The 15,808-nt window shown below is 62.9% G+C and carries 18 protein-coding genes; 9 read left to right on the forward strand and 9 right to left on the reverse strand.

Annotated elements, in window-relative coordinates; genetic code table 11:
- Nucleotides 1–8 precede the first annotated feature (8 nt).
- Nucleotides 9–983, reverse strand: a complete 975-nt coding sequence (locus KXR72_RS20030; protein WP_437422859.1) for a glucokinase — start codon at nt 981–983, stop codon at nt 9–11.
- Complete coding sequence (gene edd, locus KXR72_RS20035) at nt 980–2,809, reverse strand: phosphogluconate dehydratase (protein ID WP_437422860.1); 1,830 nt, start codon at nt 2,807–2,809, stop codon at nt 980–982. The genes KXR72_RS20030 and edd overlap by 4 nt, the downstream gene beginning before the upstream one ends.
- A 124-nt stretch (nt 2,810–2,933) precedes the next feature.
- On the opposite strand from edd, the gene gap reads away from it, so the two are divergent.
- Both gap and KXR72_RS20045 read left to right on the forward strand, forming a co-directional pair.
- Nucleotides 2,934–3,935, forward strand: a complete 1,002-nt coding sequence (gene gap / locus KXR72_RS20040; protein WP_437422861.1) for a type I glyceraldehyde-3-phosphate dehydrogenase — start codon at nt 2,934–2,936, stop codon at nt 3,933–3,935.
- A 28-nt stretch (nt 3,936–3,963) separates the two neighbouring features.
- On the forward strand, nt 3,964–4,443 hold the full coding sequence (locus KXR72_RS20045; protein ID WP_437422862.1) for a methylglyoxal synthase: 480 nt from the start codon (nt 3,964–3,966) through the stop codon (nt 4,441–4,443).
- A 29-nt stretch (nt 4,444–4,472) separates the two neighbouring features.
- On the opposite strand, the gene scpB is transcribed toward KXR72_RS20045, so the two are convergent.
- Genes scpB through KXR72_RS20070 form a run of 5 tightly spaced genes read right to left on the reverse strand, consistent with a single transcriptional unit; the run spans nt 4,473 to nt 8,868 of the window.
- Nucleotides 4,473–5,240: an SMC-Scp complex subunit ScpB gene (gene scpB, locus KXR72_RS20050; protein ID WP_437422863.1), complete on the reverse strand. Its 768-nt coding sequence runs from the start codon at nt 5,238–5,240 to the stop codon at nt 4,473–4,475.
- Nucleotides 5,237–6,094: a segregation and condensation protein A gene (locus KXR72_RS20055; RefSeq protein ID WP_437422864.1), complete on the reverse strand. Its 858-nt coding sequence runs from the start codon at nt 6,092–6,094 to the stop codon at nt 5,237–5,239. Before KXR72_RS20055 ends, scpB begins: the two co-directional genes overlap by 4 nt.
- Nucleotides 6,095–6,123: 29 nt before the next feature.
- Nucleotides 6,124–7,329, reverse strand: a complete 1,206-nt coding sequence (locus tag KXR72_RS20060) for a tryptophan--tRNA ligase (RefSeq protein ID WP_437422865.1) — start codon at nt 7,327–7,329, stop codon at nt 6,124–6,126.
- 43 nt (nt 7,330–7,372) lie between these two features.
- A complete protein-coding gene (locus tag KXR72_RS20065) occupies nt 7,373–7,996 on the reverse strand; it encodes an L-threonylcarbamoyladenylate synthase (RefSeq protein WP_437422866.1) in 624 nt (207 codons plus the stop codon).
- Nucleotides 7,993–8,868: a PHP domain-containing protein gene (locus tag KXR72_RS20070; protein WP_437422867.1), complete on the reverse strand. Its 876-nt coding sequence runs from the start codon at nt 8,866–8,868 to the stop codon at nt 7,993–7,995. The genes KXR72_RS20065 and KXR72_RS20070 overlap by 4 nt, the downstream gene beginning before the upstream one ends.
- Nucleotides 8,869–9,044: 176 nt before the next feature.
- Between KXR72_RS20070 and KXR72_RS20075 the strand changes: the two genes are divergently transcribed.
- The 6 genes from KXR72_RS20075 to KXR72_RS20100 all read left to right on the forward strand — a co-directional run bounded on the left by KXR72_RS20075 (nt 9,045) and on the right by KXR72_RS20100 (nt 13,058).
- Complete coding sequence (locus KXR72_RS20075; protein ID WP_437422868.1) at nt 9,045–9,626, forward strand: septation protein A; 582 nt, start codon at nt 9,045–9,047, stop codon at nt 9,624–9,626.
- Nucleotides 9,627–9,629: 3 nt separating this feature from the next.
- Entirely contained in the window at nt 9,630–9,929 is a 300-nt protein-coding gene (locus KXR72_RS20080; RefSeq protein WP_437422869.1) for a YciI family protein, read from the forward strand.
- 63 nt (nt 9,930–9,992) lie between these two features.
- A complete protein-coding gene (locus tag KXR72_RS20085; RefSeq protein ID WP_437422870.1) occupies nt 9,993–10,382 on the forward strand; it encodes a hypothetical protein in 390 nt (129 codons plus the stop codon).
- 19 nt (nt 10,383–10,401) lie between these two features.
- On the forward strand, nt 10,402–11,079 hold the full coding sequence (locus tag KXR72_RS20090) for a response regulator transcription factor (protein ID WP_437422871.1): 678 nt from the start codon (nt 10,402–10,404) through the stop codon (nt 11,077–11,079).
- A gap of 129 nt (nt 11,080–11,208) precedes the next feature.
- On the forward strand, nt 11,209–11,631 hold the full coding sequence (locus tag KXR72_RS20095; protein WP_437422872.1) for a Spy/CpxP family protein refolding chaperone: 423 nt from the start codon (nt 11,209–11,211) through the stop codon (nt 11,629–11,631).
- Between the two features lie 77 nt (nt 11,632–11,708).
- Nucleotides 11,709–13,058: a sensor histidine kinase gene (locus KXR72_RS20100; RefSeq protein ID WP_437422932.1), complete on the forward strand. Its 1,350-nt coding sequence runs from the start codon at nt 11,709–11,711 to the stop codon at nt 13,056–13,058.
- On the opposite strand, the gene KXR72_RS20105 is transcribed toward KXR72_RS20100, so the two are convergent.
- Nucleotides 13,047–13,628, reverse strand: a complete 582-nt coding sequence (locus KXR72_RS20105) for a nitroreductase family protein (protein WP_437422873.1) — start codon at nt 13,626–13,628, stop codon at nt 13,047–13,049. The genes KXR72_RS20100 and KXR72_RS20105 overlap by 12 nt on opposite strands.
- Before the next feature lie 60 nt (nt 13,629–13,688).
- Nucleotides 13,689–14,060 carry a YkgJ family cysteine cluster protein gene (locus tag KXR72_RS20110; protein WP_437422874.1) on the reverse strand — a complete coding sequence of 124 codons (372 nt, stop codon included), beginning with the start codon at nt 14,058–14,060 and terminating at the stop codon, nt 13,689–13,691.
- A gap of 295 nt (nt 14,061–14,355) precedes the next feature.
- Here KXR72_RS20110 and KXR72_RS20115 point away from each other — a divergent pair, with 295 nt between their 5' ends.
- Nucleotides 14,356–15,807 (forward strand): TrkH family potassium uptake protein, encoded by a 1,452-nt coding sequence (locus tag KXR72_RS20115; protein WP_437422875.1) that lies wholly within the window; start codon nt 14,356–14,358, stop codon nt 15,805–15,807.
- Nucleotide 15,808 lies beyond the last annotated feature (1 nt).

The following is a 15,808-nucleotide window of genomic DNA, read 5'->3' on the forward strand; positions in this document are numbered from 1 at the left end:
GAGGCGGGTCAAGACCCGCAGGGCGCGCCCTCCAGCAAGGACTGAAGCGCGACACCTGCACCTTCCAGCCCAGGGTATTCCGCCGTCACGACCCAAACCGGAACCTTGTCAAAATAGCGACTCATATAGCCCTTGTCGCGAAAGCTCTGAGCAAAGCCGCTGCGGGCGAAGAATTCTACGAAGCGCGGCACGATACCGCCTGCGATATAGACGCCACCCTGCGCTCCGGTCGTCAGGACATTGTCGCCGGCAATCCGACCTAACCATACGCAGAATTGTTCCAGCACTGATGAAGCGTACGCATCGCCATCGAGCGCCGCGGCCGTAACCTCCGCCGGCGTCGTCAAGGTCGCGGCCACGCCATCCAGACTGCAGCTAGTCCAGTAGAGCTCCAGCAAGCCGCCGCCGCTGAGCACCGCTTCGGCATTCACGTGGCCAAGCTTTGCGTGCAACCGTTCCCACAACGCAGCCTCCCGGCGACTGCCGATTGGCAAGCAGACGTGCCCGCCCTCTCCGGGCAAGGCTTGCCAGCGGCCGTCGGGCAACGGCAACAGCGTGGCCACACCCAGACCGGTACCTGGGCCGATCACCAACCGAGCACGACCGGGTGCCGATTGCCCTGGGCAGATCTCGATCAGCTCACCGTCACGCAACCGGGTCATGCCCAACGCCATCGCCGTGAAATCGTTGATCAACAGGAGCTCGCTCAACCCCAGGTCTTTGCAGAATGCCTGTCGGCTCAGCCGCCAGTGGTTATTGGTGAAGGCGAACTCGTCGCCAGACACCGGCCCCGCACACGCAAGGCAGACCGCCTCGAGCGCCTCCAACTGCAGGCCGACCTCATTGAGATAGGCCCTGATCGCATCTTCCGGTCGGGGGAATTCCCGGGTTGGCAGCACCCTTACCGAATGGATCTGCTGGTCACGCCAAACAGCGAAGCGCGCATTCGTTCCGCCAATGTCTCCAACCAGGGCCGCCTTCACTTGAGTGCCTCCAGTCCCTCGGTAAATACGCTCGCTCCCTGCTCGGCTGGGCTGAAGGCCGCACGCAGGAAGCCGAACAGCTCGCGCCCGCAACCGATTCCCAGCCCTTCCGGCGCCATAATCCGCTCGCGCGCCTCGAACTCGGCCTGGTCGACCAGCACACACAGCTCACCGGTTTCACCATCGACGCGGATCACATCGCCGTCCCGCACCTGGCACAGCGGCCCGCCATCGAGCGCCTCCGGGCTGACATGAATAGCCGCGGGCACCTTGCCTGACGCGCCAGACATGCGCCCGTCCGTCACTAGCGCGACCTTGTAGCCGCGATCCTGCAGCACACCGAGAAATGGCGTCAGCTTGTGCAGCTCCGGCATGCCGTTCGCCTTGGGCCCCTGAAAGCGCACCACGGCGACGAAGTCGCGCTCCAGCTCGCCGTTCTTGAATGCCTGGGCTAGCTCGGCCTGATCACCAAACACCCGTGCCGGCGCTTCGACCACACGATGCTCGGGCGCCACAGCCGAAATCTTGGTCACGCCGCGGCCGAGGTTACCTTCCAGGACTCGCAACCCGCCTTCGGGCGAGAACGCCCGCTCGGCCGGCCGCAGGATAGCCTCGTCCAGGCTGTTTTCCGGGCCTTCGCGCCAGACGAGCTTGCCGTCCGCCAGGAATGGCTCACGGGTGTACTGCCGAAGGCCCTGCCCCATGACGGTATACACATCTTCGTGCAGCAAGCCGGCGTCAAGCAGCGTACGAACCATGAAGGGCACACCACCGCAGGCATGGAAATGATTCACGTCGGCCTGGCCGTTGGGGTAAACCTTCGCCAGCGTCGGGGTCACGGCGGAGATATCCGCCATGTCCTGCCAGGTCAGTTGGATACCAGCGGCCTGGGCGAAAGCCGGGATGTGCAGCGTGTGGTTGGTCGAACCGCCGGTGGCGTTCAGCGCGACGACCGAATTGATGATGGACTTCTCATCGACGACCTTGCACATCGGTACGTAGCTGCCCGACTGCGCCGTCAGTCGCGTCACCTGCCGAGCGGCTTCGCGGGTCAGCTCGTCGCGCAGCGGCGTGTACGGATTGACGAAGGACGACCCCGGCAGGTGCAGCCCCATAATCTCCATTACCACCTGATTGGTATTGGCCGTGCCGTAGAAGGTGCAGGTGCCGGGACTGTGGTAGGAGAGCATCTCCGATTCGAGCAGCTCTTCTCGGCTCGCCTTGCCTTCGGCGTAGCGCTGGCGAACCTCGGCCTTCTGCTTGTTCGGAATACCTGAGGGCATCGGGCCACCGGGGACGAAGACGGTCGGCAGGTGCCCGAAACGCAACGCACCGATCATCAACCCGGGAACGATCTTGTCGCAGATGCCGAGATAGAGCGCCGCATCGAACATGTTGTGCGACAGCGCGACCGCGGTAGCCATGGCGATGACTTCGCGGCTGGCCAAGCTCAGTTCCATACCGGCCTCGCCCTGGGTCACGCCGTCGCACATCGCCGGCACGCCACCGGCAAATTGGCCGATCGACCCCATTTCGCGCAGGGCTTCCTTGATCACATCGGGAAAGTACTGGTACGGCTGGTGCGCCGACAGCATATCGTTGTAGGCCGACACGATCGCGACGTTGGCTTCGTTCATCAGACGCAGGCGTTGCTTGTCCTCCTGCGATCCACATCCGGCGACCCCGTGGGCAAAGTTCGCACACTGCAGCTTGCCGCGCTGCGGGCCCTGGCTCGCCGCGGCGGCCATCTGCGCCAGATAGCGTTCGCGCGTGGGCCGGCTGCGCTCGATCAAACGTTCGGTGACTTCCTGAATCCGCGGATGCATGCCAATCACTCCTGCTACTTAATCTGTAGTTTTACAAACAAAACATAGCACCAATGGGCTTGATTTCTATTTTGACAGGAATAATCTTGTAATTCCCATAACAAATTCCGCCCAGGACCTTCTTATGACCATTCGCATCGCCATCAACGGTTTCGGCCGTATCGGACGCAACGTCCTTCGTGCCCTGTACACCCAGGACTATCGCGAACACATGCAGGTCGTCGCCATCAACGACCTGGGCAGCAGCGCTATGAACGCGCACCTGTTGCAGTACGACACCGTCCACGGCCATTTCGATGCCTCGGTGGAAGTCGCCGACGACAAACTGATCGTCAACGGCGACGCCATCTCGGTGTCGGCGATCCGCAACCCGGCCGAACTCCCCTGGCGCGCGCTGGACGTCGACGTGGTGTTCGAGTGCACAGGCCTGTTCACCTCGAGAGACAAAGCCGCCGCGCACCTTCAGGCCGGCGCCGCCAAAGTCATCATCTCAGCGCCGGCGTCTGGCGCGGACGCGACTATCGTCTACGGCGTCAACCACGACACGCTGCGCCAATCGCATCAGATCATTTCCAACGCATCCTGCACGACCAACTGCCTAGCCCCCGTCGCGCAAGTGCTATCCCGAGCATACGGCATCGAACACGGCCTGATGACCACCATTCATGCCTATACCAACGACCAGAACCTGTCGGATGTGTACCACAGCGATCCGTACCGTGCGCGCTCGGCCACGCAGTCAATGATTCCGACCAAGACCGGCGCAGCCGAAGCCGTTGGCCTGGTGCTGCCGGAATTGGCCGGCAAGCTGACCGGTATGGCAGTGCGAGTCCCGGTCATCAACGTGTCGCTTGTCGACCTGACCCTGGAGTTGAGCCGCGAAACCACCGCGGACGAAGTCAACGCGCTGATGCGCGACGCGAGTGCGCGTTCGCCAATTCTGGACTGCAATTCGCTGCCGCTCGTGTCCTGCGACTTCAACCACAACCCGATGTCGTCCATATTCGACACCAACCATACGAAGGTGAGCGGGCGCCTGCTGAAGGTCATGGCGTGGTACGACAATGAGTGGGGCTTCTCCAACCGGATGCTCGACACCTGCCGTGCCCTGCACGAGGCGCCCTGATCTCATCAGGTAGACGACAAGGAAGCGCATGAACCGTATCGATTTCATCACCGCAACGTTGCCCGCCCGCAAGCGGATCGCGCTCGTCGCCCACGATCACTGCAAGGCACGTTTGCTGGAGTGGGCGCAGCGGCAAAAGGAACGGCTGGCGCGTCACGAGCTGATCGCCACCGGCACCACCGGTCTACTGCTGGAGCAGCACTTGCAATTGCCGGTGGAGTGCATGATCAGCGGGCCACTCGGAGGCGACCAGCAGATTGGCGCACGCATCGCCGAGCGGCGAATCGACATGCTTGTGTTCTTCTGGGATCCGTTCGAGCCCCAGCCCCATGACCCGGACGTGAAGGCGCTGCTTCGGGTCGCGGCGGTGTGGAACATTCCGCTAGCGGCCAACGAAAGCAGCGCGGACTACCTGCTCTCCAGCCCGTTACTCGAGCAGGCGCATTCGCTGCTGGTTCCGGACTACGACAACTACCTGTCTGCACGCAAACCGACAACGCGCAGCTGACCGCAACCGGCGGCGGAAGCCCGCAGCGGTCAGTCCCGGGGCGGTGAGTCCGGCAGCAGCTGCTCGTCAGCCTCGTCGCGCAGATCGTCGAAATCGGTCTTGAGGCCGACCTCCATGCTGTCGAGCTCGGCCAGCAAGCTGCGGAAACTGGTCTGTTCTGCCGGCGCGCTCTCGCCGAGCGCCTCGTCTGACCCGATATCAGCGCGAGCCTGCAATGCCGCAGGCACGGGAGCGTCTTCGGGGTCGATCACCGGTTCGGGTTCCATCTCGCGCAACACGGCCAGCGGCGGCAACTCATCGAGGTTGCTGAGGTTGAAATAGTCGAGAAACTGTTTGGTCGTAGCGAACATGGCGGGCCGGCCCGGCACGTCGCGATGACCAACGACCCTCACCCATTCACGCTCGAGCAGCGTCTTGACGATCTGGCTGTTGACCGCAACCCCACGAAATTCCTCGATTTGCCCACGCGTGATGGGCTGTCGGTAGGCGATGAGCGCTAGCGTCTCGAGCAACGCACGCGAATAGCGCTGCGGCCGTTCCTCCCAGAGCCGGCCGACCCAGGGCGCATACTGCGCACGAACCTGCAGGCGATAGCCACTGGCAACCTCCTTGAGCTCGAAGGCGCGGCCTTTGCACGACTTTTCGAGCGCTTCCAGCGCCTTGCGCAACAGCGCTGGTGATGGCCGCTCGGCCTCGTCGAAAAGCTCCGCGAGCCGCTCGATCGACATCGGTTTGCCGGACGCCAGCAACAGCCCTTCCAGCAGGGAAGCGAGATCCTTGGGATCGGACAGGTTCACAGGCTTGCCTCCTCTAGGGCGGTCGTCAGCGTTGCTGCTTCCTCAGACCGGGCGCGTACGTGAATGGGGGCAAACGGCTCGTTCTGCACCAGCTCGACCAGCGATTCCTTGATCAGCTCCAGCACGGCCATGAAGGTTACCACCACGCCGAGCCGGCCCTCCTCGACCGTGAACAGCGCGACGAAGGGTACGAACGCGCCGCCTTTCAGACGCTCCAGCACGTCACTCATTCGCTCCCGGGTCGACAGGGTCTCGCGCGTGACCTGGTGACTTTCGAACATGTCGGCACGGCGTAGCACCTCGGCCATCGAGATCAGCAATTCGTCCAGCCGAACATCCGGCAACAGCTTGCGCGCTCGCGCTTCGGGCGCTTCGAGCCTCGGCACGTGCAGCTCGCGACCCACGCGGGGCAATTGGTCGAGTTTTTCGGAGGCGAGCTTGAAGCGCTCGTATTCCTGCAATCTTCGAATCAGCTCGGCACGTGGATCACTCTCTTCTTCCTCGGCCTCGGCCGACCGCGGCAGCAGCATGCGTGACTTGATCTCAGCAAGCATGGCCGCCATGACGAGGTACTCCGCGGCCAGTTCGAGCCGCACGGCTTTCATCAGCTCGACATAGCCCATGTACTGGCGCGTGATCTCGGCTACCGGGATGTCGAGGATGTCGATGTTCTGCTTGCGAATCAGGTACAGCAGCAGGTCCAGCGGGCCCTCGAAGGCTTCGAGGAACACTTCGAGCGCATCCGGTGGGATGTACAGATCCTGAGGCAGCTCATTGAATGCTTCGCCGTAAACCAGCGCCAACCGCAATTGCTCGCCTGCAACGGGACTCTGCGGTTCCTGAGATTCCTGCATGGGTGCTCCAGAAGCGGACGGAGGTGGATCTATCGGTAGTGAATGCCCATGGCTTGGCGTACCACGACCAGCGTCTCGCGTACTTCATCGCGAGCCTGCTCGGCGCCTTCGGCCAGGATACTGCGGACCAAGTCCGGGCTTTGCTCGTAGTCCAGCGCACGCTCTTGCAGCGGCGCCAGCTCGAGCTGAATGGCCTCGATCAAGGGCGCCTTGCATTCCAGGCAACCAATGCCTGCGCTGCGGCAGCCTTCTTCGCTCCATCGGCAGACGTCGTCGTCGGAATGGTTTTGATGCATCTGCCACACCGGGCAGCGCGTCGGCTCGCCAGGGTCATGACGGTGCACGCGCGCGGGATCGGTGGGCATCCGGCGAATCTTTTCCTCGATCTCGGCCGGCGTGTCACGCAGGAAGATCGAATTGCTCGCGGATTTCGACATTTTGCCGCCATCGAGGCCCGAGACCTTCGGCGTATCGCCGAGCAGTGCCTGCGGCTCCGGCAACAAGAGCTTACCGCCACCTTCAAGGTAGCCATACAGCCGTTCCTGGTCGCCCAAGGTGATGGTTTGCTGATCCTTGAGAAGTGCTCGGGCGGTATTCAGCGCCTCGAGGTCGCCTTGCTCCTGGTAGCTTCTGCGCAGGCTGGCATACAGCTTCGAGCCTTTCTTGCCGAGCTTGCGTATAGCGGCCTCGGCCTTCGCTTCGAAATCTTCTTCACTGCCATAGAGGTGATTGAAGCGCCGGGCTACGTCACGCGCGAATTCGATATGCGGTAGCTGGTCGGCGCCGACCGGCACCACGCCGGCCCGGTAAGCCAGGATGTCGGCCGCCTGAAGCAATGGGTAACCGAGGAATCCATAGGTCGACAAGTCCTTGTGCTCGCCGTCGAGCTGCAGCTCCTTGTACGAGGGTACGCGCTCCAGCCAGGCCAGCGGGCAGATCGTAGACAACAACAGGTGCAGCTCGGCGTGCTCGGGCACTTGCGACTGGATGAACAAGGTGGCCGAACTGGGGCTGACACCCGCTGCCAACCAGTCGATCGCCATTTCGTGGACGTTGCGGGCCATCTCAGCCCCGCCAGCATGATCGGTCGTCAGCGCATGCCAGTCGACGATGCAGAAAAAGCACTGATATTCATGCTGCAGCCTGACCCAGTTCTTCAGGACGCCATGGTAATGCCCGAGATGCAGGCGCCCGCTGGGACGCATGCCAGACACCACCCGTCGCTGTGAATCCATGGAGCTCAAAAGGGTTTCCTTCGTAGGATGAAAAAGCCGGGCGTCAGGCCGAGAATGGCGCGGGATCACCGCAACCGACACGCACGACCTCCGGATCACCGTCGACCAGGCTGATGACGGTGGACGCTTCGACGCCACCGTACCCGCCGTCGATGATCAGGTCTACCTGCCGCTCCAGCGCATCACGAATTTCATAGGGATCGCTCATCGGCTCGGTATTACCGGGCAGGATCAGGCTCACGCTCATCAGCGGCTCATTCAATTCGGCAAGCAGCGCCTGTGCGATCGGCTGAGCAGGCACGCGCAGACCGATGGTGCGCCGCTTCGGATGCAATAACATCCGGGGCACTTCACGCGTCGCCGCGAGAATCAGCGTATAGGGCCCTGGCAGGTGGGTTTTCAGGAGCCGGAACGCAGCGGTATCGACCTTGGCGAATAGTCCCAGCTGCGACAGGTCCCGACAGACCAAGGTGAAGTTGTGCTTGTCGTCGAGGTTACGCAGGCGTCGAATGCGTTCGATGCCTGCCTTGTTGCCCATCGCGCATCCGATGGCATAGCAGGAGTCGGTCGGATAGACCACTACTCCACCGTTGCGAATGATCTCCACGGCTTGCTTGATCAGCCGAGCCTGCGGGTTTTCCGGATGAATCTGAAAGAACTGGCTCATGCTCCCTCCTGTTTGACGACAGCTGCAGGCCTTTCATCGAAGCGCATCCAAAGCGGCGACAGGTCTTCCGGCAGGGTGCGATACAGGCCCAGCTCCGACCAATCGGCAGGTGCGTGGAAATCGCTGCCCCCGCTCGCCATCAGCCCGAACTCTCGGGCGAGAATCGACAACCCGCCGACTTGCTCCAGCGGCTGCATGCCATTGACCACCTCAAGCGCGTGCCCACCCGCCTGGGCAAATTCAGCTACCAGGCGCCGGCGCTTACTGCGGGTGAAATCGTACATCCAAGGGTGGGCCAGGCTGATCCAGGCGCCCGACTCGGCGAGCGTGGTAACGGTGCGCTCCAAGGTCGGCCAGTGCTGTTTGACATCGCCGAGCTTGCCGGCCCCCAACCATTTGCGGAAGGCTTCCGCACGATCACGAACATGGCCGGCCTGCACCAGGAACTCCGCAAAATGTGGCCGCGCCGGCGCGTTGCCGCTGTCACCTAGTGCCTGCTGAACGGCCCGCGCGCCTTCAAGCGCTCCCGGCATGCCCTTGGCCGCCAGGCGCTGGGCGATAGTCTCGGCACGCTGCCAGCGACCGTCATGCAAGTCAGCGATAGCGCTCGCCAGGGGCGCGGCATTGCGAGCGAAGGCGTACCCCAGCACATGAATAGTCGCCCCGTTCCACAGGCAGGAGAGCTCGATGCCGTTGACCAGCCTAACGCCCAGCGAATCCGCGGTCGCGCGAGCCTCATCCAGACCCTCGAGGGTGTCGTGGTCGGTCAGAGCCAGCAGTTCGACGCCACGCGCATGCGCACGCTCCACCAGCACCGCCGGCGCCAATACGCCATCGGATGCCGTGCTATGGCAATGCAGATCGACATTCATTCAGGCCTATTCTCCAGAGGCTTGGCAGCACACAGGTGTGACAGCCATGGTCCACGCTCGTGCCCCTTTTCCGTGTCCGCCAAGCTCGGAGCAGGTCCGGAAATGGGCGGCGTGACAGTTTCGCCGCAAGCGCGGTTTGTTATTATGCCGGCCACACACCGCCCGTGGCTCCCTTCGTGAAGCAAATCATCGATTTCGTCCCGCTGCTGCTGTTCTTCATCGTGTACAAGCTCGAGCCAAGGGCAGTCGAACTGGGCGACATCAGCCTCATGTTCGGCGGCATCTACAGCGCGACGGCCATATTGATCATCAGCTCTTTGGTCGTATACGCCGCGCTGTTCCTGCAGCAACGTCGCCTTGAGAAATCCCAGTGGTTGACGCTCGGGGCCTGCCTGTTCTTCGGCGGACTGACGCTGGCCCTGCACAGCGAAACCATCCTCAAATGGAAGGCGCCAGTATTGAACTGGCTGTTTGCCCTTGCCTTCCTGGCCAGCCGTTTCGTCGGCGACCGTCCGCTGATCCAGCGCATGATGGGCCACGCGGTCGAATTGCCCGCTCACCTATGGGTCCGGCTGAACGTGGCCTGGATCCTGTTCTTCCTGGTCTGTGGCTCTGCCAACCTGTTCGTCGCCTTTGCCTATCCGGCGTTCTGGGTCGACTTCAAGGTCTTCGGGAGCCTCGGCCTGACGCTACTGTTCATGGCCGGCCAGGCGGTATTCCTGGTTCGTCACATGCAACCCGAACAATCGAAGGACTAGCCCATGCTCTATGCCATCATCGCCACCGACGTTGCCAACTCCTTGCAGGATCGCCTGGCTGCCCGTCCCGCCCACTTGGCACGCCTCGAACAGCTGCTGGAAGAAGGTCGCCTGGTATTGGCCGGCCCGCATCCTGCTGTAGACAGTAACGATCCTGGTACTGCCGGCTTTACTGGCAGCCTGGTCGTCGCCGAGTTTGAATCGCTCGAAGCCGCCCAAGCCTGGGCCGACGCGGACCCCTACAAGGCCGCAGGCGTATACGGCGATGTCGTCGTCAAGCCGTTCAAGCGTGTTTATCCCTGACCGCTACCCGTTAGCAGTAACCGGGTCGCTGCATGCGCGGCCATTGAGGAAAAAGGAGTTCCGATGCGCAAAGGTTCGCTGATTCTACTGTTTGCCACGACGCTGGCCGCATCTGTCCTGCATGCCGAGGAGTTACCGCCCGATGCGGCGACCACTGGGCAGGAAGCGGCGCTGCAGCAGCGCCTGCAGGACAACCAGGAGCAGCGGCAAGCGCTCAACGCGCGAATCGAAGAGGACCGGGCCACCGCGGCGGAGCGCGTGCAACTGGCCCAGCTCCGCGAGGAGAACCAGCGCCTGCGCCTGCAACTTCAGCAGGAGCAGGCCAAGCCTGAACCGCTGTGGCTCGGCGAGGACCAGCAATGGTTCGCGGTCGGTGGCGGCGTCGGCGTACTCGGCTTCTTGCTGGGTGTACTGACGACCCGGGGGCGTCGGCGCCGCCAGTGGCTGAACTGAAGCGAGCAGGAGCGAACCCATGAGCGATCTCCTGCTGATTGACGATGACCAGGAACTCTGCGAGCTGCTGGTCAGCTGGCTCGCCCAGGAAGGTTTCGTCGCCCATGCCTGCCACGACGGCCACAGCGCCCGTGCGGCGCTCGCCGAACATCAACCGTCAGCGGTCGTGCTGGACGTCATGCTGCCCGACGGCAGCGGTCTCGAGTTGCTCAAGCAACTGCGCAGCGAACACCCTGACCTGCCAGTGATCATGCTTTCCGGACGCGGCGAACCGCTGGACCGTATCCTCGGCTTGGAGCTTGGTGCCGACGACTACCTGGCCAAGCCTTGCGACCCCCGTGAATTGACGGCCAGGCTCCGCGCCGTACTGCGGCGCAGCCAGCCCGCCAGCACGCCGAGCCAGCTCGAACTCGGTGATCTCTGCTACAGCCCCGCACGGGGCGTGGCGACTGTCGACAACCATGAAGTGACCCTTACCCTTTCTGAAGGGCGGATTCTCGAAGCCTTGCTCGGCCAGCCTGGCGAACCACTCGAGAAGCAAGCGCTCGCCCAGCTCGCACTGGGCCGCAAGCTAACCTTGTACGACCGCAGCCTGGACATGCATGTCAGCAACTTGCGTCGCAAGCTCGGCCCCCACCCTGACGGCCGACCGCGCATCGTCGCGCTGCGCAGCCGCGGTTATCTTTACGCACCCTGACCGGCTTTACCGAGCCTTTACCCTGCCCTGACCGCCGTTGACCTTGCGCACCCTAGACTGAGCTCATCCGATCGAGGCCGGACCCGCACGGTCCGGGGTCGGTTTCCATATCCACAGGAGAACGTCACCATGCGCAAGACACTCATCGCCGCCCTTTTCGCAGCCACCCTGCCCGCCATCGCGATGGCCATGCCCGGCGGCGACCATGGACCTGACCACCACCGCGGTCACGGCGAGCACCGGGGCCCCTTCGAGCAGCTCGACCTCACCAAGCAACAGCGTGAGGAAATGCGCGGCCTGATGGGCGAGCAAATGAAGAGTCATCGCGAAATCACTCAACGCTACCTGGACAAGCTCCCGGAAAACGAGCGCAAGGCCATGCAGGACGAATTGCAGGCCAGCAAAGACAAAACCCACAAGCAGATGCGCGAGCTGCTCAAGCCTGAACAGCAGAAGCTGTTCGACGAAATTCACGAAAAGATGGAAGCCAAGCGCGCCGAACGCGCCGAATTCCAGAAGTGGAAAGCTGAACGCGATCAGAAAAAGAGCTGATCGCCGCCCCTCTAAAAGCCCGGCCGTGCCCGCTTTGCAAGCGACCGCACGCCGGGCTTCGTCATGGAGAAACAATGATGCGATCACTGTTCTGGCGCATTCTGGCCACGTTCTGGCTCGCTATCGCGCTGGCGGCCGGTCTTGCGGTACTGCTCGGCTACGCCCTGAACCAGGACAGCTGGATCATCAACCGTCACCCGGGCGTCAAGGGGCTCTCTGAATTGTGGACGCGAGTCTACGAACGTCAGGGCCCCATCGCAGCGCAGTTTCTACTGGAGCGCCACCGCGCCCGGTTCCATATCGACGTCCAGGTACTGGCGGAGAACGGCCAGCCCGTTATACGCGGGACGTTCCCGCCCCGCGCTGCCGCGTTCGAAGCCCGCCAGGAAAACCTCTCCGGGCGCCTGCCCTGGCGGCGCCTGACCGCCGACTACACCAGCCCGCTGTCGGGCGAAACCTACCTGTTCATCTACCGCATCCCGAACCAAGAGTTGCAGGCCTGGCATCGCGGTAGCCTGTTCTGGCCACTGAGCGCCATCGGCATCGCGCTGGTCGTGCTGACAGGGTTCAGCCTGCTCTTGACGCTATCAATCACGCGTCCGCTCGACCGACTCCGCGGGGCGGTGCATGACCTGGGCCAGACCGCCTACCAGCAGAATTCCCTGGCGCGACTAGCGAAACGTCGAGACGAGCTGGGCGTGCTGGCAAGCGACTTCAATCGCATGGGCGCGCGACTGCAAAGCCTGATCGGCAGCCAGCGGCAGCTGCTGCGCGACGTTTCCCATGAACTGCGCTCCCCACTGGCACGCCTGCGGATCGCGATCGCTCTGGCTGAACGCGCGATACCATCGGAACGTGAAGTGATCTGGCCGCGCCTGGCCAAGGAATGCGACCGGCTCGAAGCCCTGATCAGCGAGATACTGGAACTGGCGCGGCTTGATGCCGACCCGGGTAAAGCCAGCCCGATCGACCTGCAGATGATGTTCACTCAGTTGCAAGAGAATGCGCGCATCGTCTCCCCGAACCAGCACATCGATTGCCAAGTGGAAACCCGGATGGATTTGCGTGGCTGGCCGGATATGCTCGAGCGCGCACTGGATAACCTGCTGCGCAATGCCCTGCGCTTCAATCCAGAAGGCCAGCCGATCGAACTGCGTGCCAGCGCCGACGACGACTGGGCCGTGCTGAGCATCCGCGACCACGGACCGGGCGTAGACGAGGCGCACCTGGCTCAGCTCAGCGAACCCTTCTTCCGTGCGCCCGGCCAGACCACGGCCGGGCATGGCCTCGGTCTTGCCATTGCGCGCCGAGCAGCCGAGCGCCATGGTGGAGAGTTGTTACTGGGCAACCACCCAGAGGGCGGATTCATCGCCAGTATCCGACTGCCGCTGCACGCCACTGCGACGAAACCGCCGCTACTCGGCTGACGATTGGCGCGCCGTCTCCCAACGGCTGACGAAAGCCTGCGGGTCCAGCTCTGGCGCGCGACGCAGGTTGCCCTCCGGAGTTCCCAGGTAAATGAAACCCAGCAGGTGCTCATCGGCAGCGAGGCCGAGGCCATCGGCCACACGGCGGTCATGGGACAGCTCACCGGTTCGCCACACCGCGCCCACCCCTTGGGCGTGGGCTGCCAGGAGCAGCCCATGTGCGGCGCACGCGACTGCCAGCAACTGTTCGGATGCCGGCACTTTCGGATGCTGCTGCAGCCGAGCGATCACCACGACCAGCAGAGGCGCACGCAACGGCATCTTGCGCGCCTTCTGCAAGGCATCGTCCGGCGCAGCGGCATCCCGCGCCTTAAGTGCGGTGACAAACAGCTCGCCAAGCTGCTGGCGCGCCTCGCCTTCCACAGTCAAAAATCGCCACGGCCGCAATTGACCATGATCGGGTGCCCGCAGGGCGGCACGAAACATCGTGTCGAGTTGCGCCGGGGTCGGCGCCGGCTCCGCCAGGCGCGGCACGGAAACGCGGTTGATCAGCAGGTCTAGAGCTTCCATCCATCACCTCCAAAACGAATCGGACATTCTAGAGGTCGATGGCGTTCGCGGGCACCCGCTTCAGGCGACCCGGTCCGGCCGCAGCTGCGGCTCGAGCGGCGGCGTCAGCGGCGGCAGCCCGTGCGCGGCACGTGCGGCGTCGCAATGGGCGTTGTGCTCGCCATTGGCCCACGAGGCGTCGAACTCGCGACAGGTGCTAGAACGCTGCTCGTACAGCGTGCAACGCACCCCACAACCCACATCGCCGAGCAGGCCGACGCAACGCGCAGGCTTGCTCTCCGTTCCCTTCATCGCGACGTGAAAGGGGCTCACCTGTACGGTAATGTCATCCGGCACCGTACCGCCGGACGAGGCGCACTCGCCCCAGAAAAAGGACACACGGAAATACGCGCAGCAAGCGCCGCACGTGAGGCAGGGATTGTCGATCGACATGGAAGGTGAACACCCAGAAACCGGCAAAGGGCCGGCACCCCAGGCTGTGTGGAAACGACTGCGCACTGACAGGCTGCGTTGAACCGGATCACATGCCCGTCCAGCCGCGCCTGGCCCTTGCCTCGTGGGTTCTACTTGGCCTGACCTGGGCGGCTATTCTATTGATCGCAACGGCCTTGGGAAGAGGCTGACGAGGCGCCAATGAAGATTTTCACGAGCGGCCGATAGCCGGTTTACCTAAGCGCCGACAAGCGTAGAATGGCGGGCCTCTTTTCGAGCCGAGCACTTATCAGACATGGCCCTGCCGACCCTGCGCATTATCGGTTTCATCCTCGGCATATTCCTGATTACCCTGGCGGTCAGCATGGTCATTCCGATGGTCACGCTGTTCGCCTTCGACCGCACGGACGACCTGCAGGCCTTCCTCTGGGCCAGCCTCATCACCTTCAGCTGCGGCATTGCCCTGGTCGCCCCCGGCAAACCCGAGTTAGCGCAGCTGCGCCCTCGCGACATGTATTTCCTGACCACCGCGAGCTGGTTGATCGTCTGCTGCTTCGCGGCGCTGCCGATGATGCTGATCCACCACATCAGCTACACCGATGCCTTCTTCGAAACGATGTCCGGCATCACCACGACCGGATCGACCGTGCTGTCCGGCCTCGACTCGGCATCACCTGGCCTGCTGATGTGGCGCTCGATGCTCCAGTGGCTCGGCGGCATTGGCTTCATTGGGATGGCGGTAGCAATCCTTCCGCTGCTACGCATCGGTGGTATGCGGCTGTTCCAGACCGAGTCGTCGGACTGGTCGCAGAAAGCGATGCCACGCTCGCACGTCATGGCCAAATCGATCCTGGTCGTCTACCTCGCCCTCACGTTGCTGTGCGGCCTGGCCTACTGGCTCAGCGACATGACGCCGTTTGAGGCAATCAATCACGCGATGACCACGATTTCTACCGGTGGTTATTCGACGTCCGATAGCTCGATGGGCAAGTTCACCCCGGCGGCACACTGGGTGGCTGTAGTGTTCATGCTGTTGGGCGGACTGCCGTTCATCTTGATGGTGTCGACCGTTCGCGGGAATCGCTATGCCTTGGTCCGGGATCAGCAGGTGCAGGGCTTCATCGGCATGCTGCTGATCATGTGCGTCGCGTTCGCTATCTGGCTAACGCTCAACTCTGATTACGGGTTTTTGGACTCGCTGCGGATCGTGTCGCTGAATGTCGTCTCAGTGGTGACGACCACCGGCTTTGCGCTGGGCGATTACACCCAGTGGGGCGAGTTTGCCGTACTCGCCTTCTTCTATCTGACCTTTATCGGCGGCTGCTCGGGCTCGACATCTGGCGGCTTGAAGATCTTTCGCTTCCAGGTCGCCTATTCGCTACTGCGCGCCAACCTCGCGCAGCTGGTTCATCCACGCGCGGTGATCAAACAGCGATACAACAATCATCCACTCGACGAAGAAATCGTCCGCTCCATCCTGACCTTTTCATTCTTCTTCACCATTACCATCGGTGCCCTGGCCCTGGTACTGGCGCTGCTTGGGCTAGACATGCTCACGGCACTGACGGCTGCGGCAACGGCCGTATGCAACGTCGGCCCTGGGCTTGGGCCGATCATCGGACCAGCCGGCAACTTCTCGACCCTGCCGGATGCGGCCAAATGGCTATTGTCGTTCGGCATGCTCCTTGGGCGCCTGGAGATCATTACCGTACTGGTCATGCTGACGCCCTCCTTCTGGCGGCACTGAC

The organism is Stutzerimonas chloritidismutans, from assembly GCF_051486945.1.
Lineage (GTDB): Bacteria > Pseudomonadota > Gammaproteobacteria > Pseudomonadales > Pseudomonadaceae > Stutzerimonas > Stutzerimonas chloritidismutans_B.

Excerpts from the sequence above, each read along its gene's own strand:
- KXR72_RS20095 (WP_437422872.1), top strand. The coding sequence starts at position 11,209 with ATGCGCAAGACACTCATCGCCGCCCTTTTCGCAGCCACCCTGCCCGCC.
- KXR72_RS20115 (WP_437422875.1), top strand. The coding sequence starts at position 14,356 with ATGGCCCTGCCGACCCTGCGCATTATCGGTTTCATCCTCGGCATATTC.
- KXR72_RS20100 (WP_437422932.1), top strand. The coding sequence starts at position 11,709 with ATGCGATCACTGTTCTGGCGCATTCTGGCCACGTTCTGGCTCGCTATC.
- KXR72_RS20085 (WP_437422870.1), top strand. The coding sequence starts at position 9,993 with ATGCGCAAAGGTTCGCTGATTCTACTGTTTGCCACGACGCTGGCCGCA.
- KXR72_RS20080 (WP_437422869.1), top strand. The coding sequence starts at position 9,630 with ATGCTCTATGCCATCATCGCCACCGACGTTGCCAACTCCTTGCAGGAT.
- KXR72_RS20105 (WP_437422873.1), bottom strand. The coding sequence starts at position 13,628 with ATGGAAGCTCTAGACCTGCTGATCAACCGCGTTTCCGTGCCGCGCCTG.
- KXR72_RS20065 (WP_437422866.1), bottom strand. The coding sequence starts at position 7,996 with ATGAGCCAGTTCTTTCAGATTCATCCGGAAAACCCGCAGGCTCGGCTG.
- KXR72_RS20110 (WP_437422874.1), bottom strand. The coding sequence starts at position 14,060 with ATGTCGATCGACAATCCCTGCCTCACGTGCGGCGCTTGCTGCGCGTAT.
- gap (WP_437422861.1), top strand. The coding sequence starts at position 2,934 with ATGACCATTCGCATCGCCATCAACGGTTTCGGCCGTATCGGACGCAAC.
- KXR72_RS20060 (WP_437422865.1), bottom strand. The coding sequence starts at position 7,329 with ATGGATTCACAGCGACGGGTGGTGTCTGGCATGCGTCCCAGCGGGCGC.
- KXR72_RS20055 (WP_437422864.1), bottom strand. The coding sequence starts at position 6,094 with ATGCAGGAATCTCAGGAACCGCAGAGTCCCGTTGCAGGCGAGCAATTG.
- KXR72_RS20045 (WP_437422862.1), top strand. The coding sequence starts at position 3,964 with ATGAACCGTATCGATTTCATCACCGCAACGTTGCCCGCCCGCAAGCGG.
- edd (WP_437422860.1), bottom strand. The coding sequence starts at position 2,809 with ATGCATCCGCGGATTCAGGAAGTCACCGAACGTTTGATCGAGCGCAGC.
- KXR72_RS20070 (WP_437422867.1), bottom strand. The coding sequence starts at position 8,868 with ATGAATGTCGATCTGCATTGCCATAGCACGGCATCCGATGGCGTATTG.
- KXR72_RS20090 (WP_437422871.1), top strand. The coding sequence starts at position 10,402 with ATGAGCGATCTCCTGCTGATTGACGATGACCAGGAACTCTGCGAGCTG.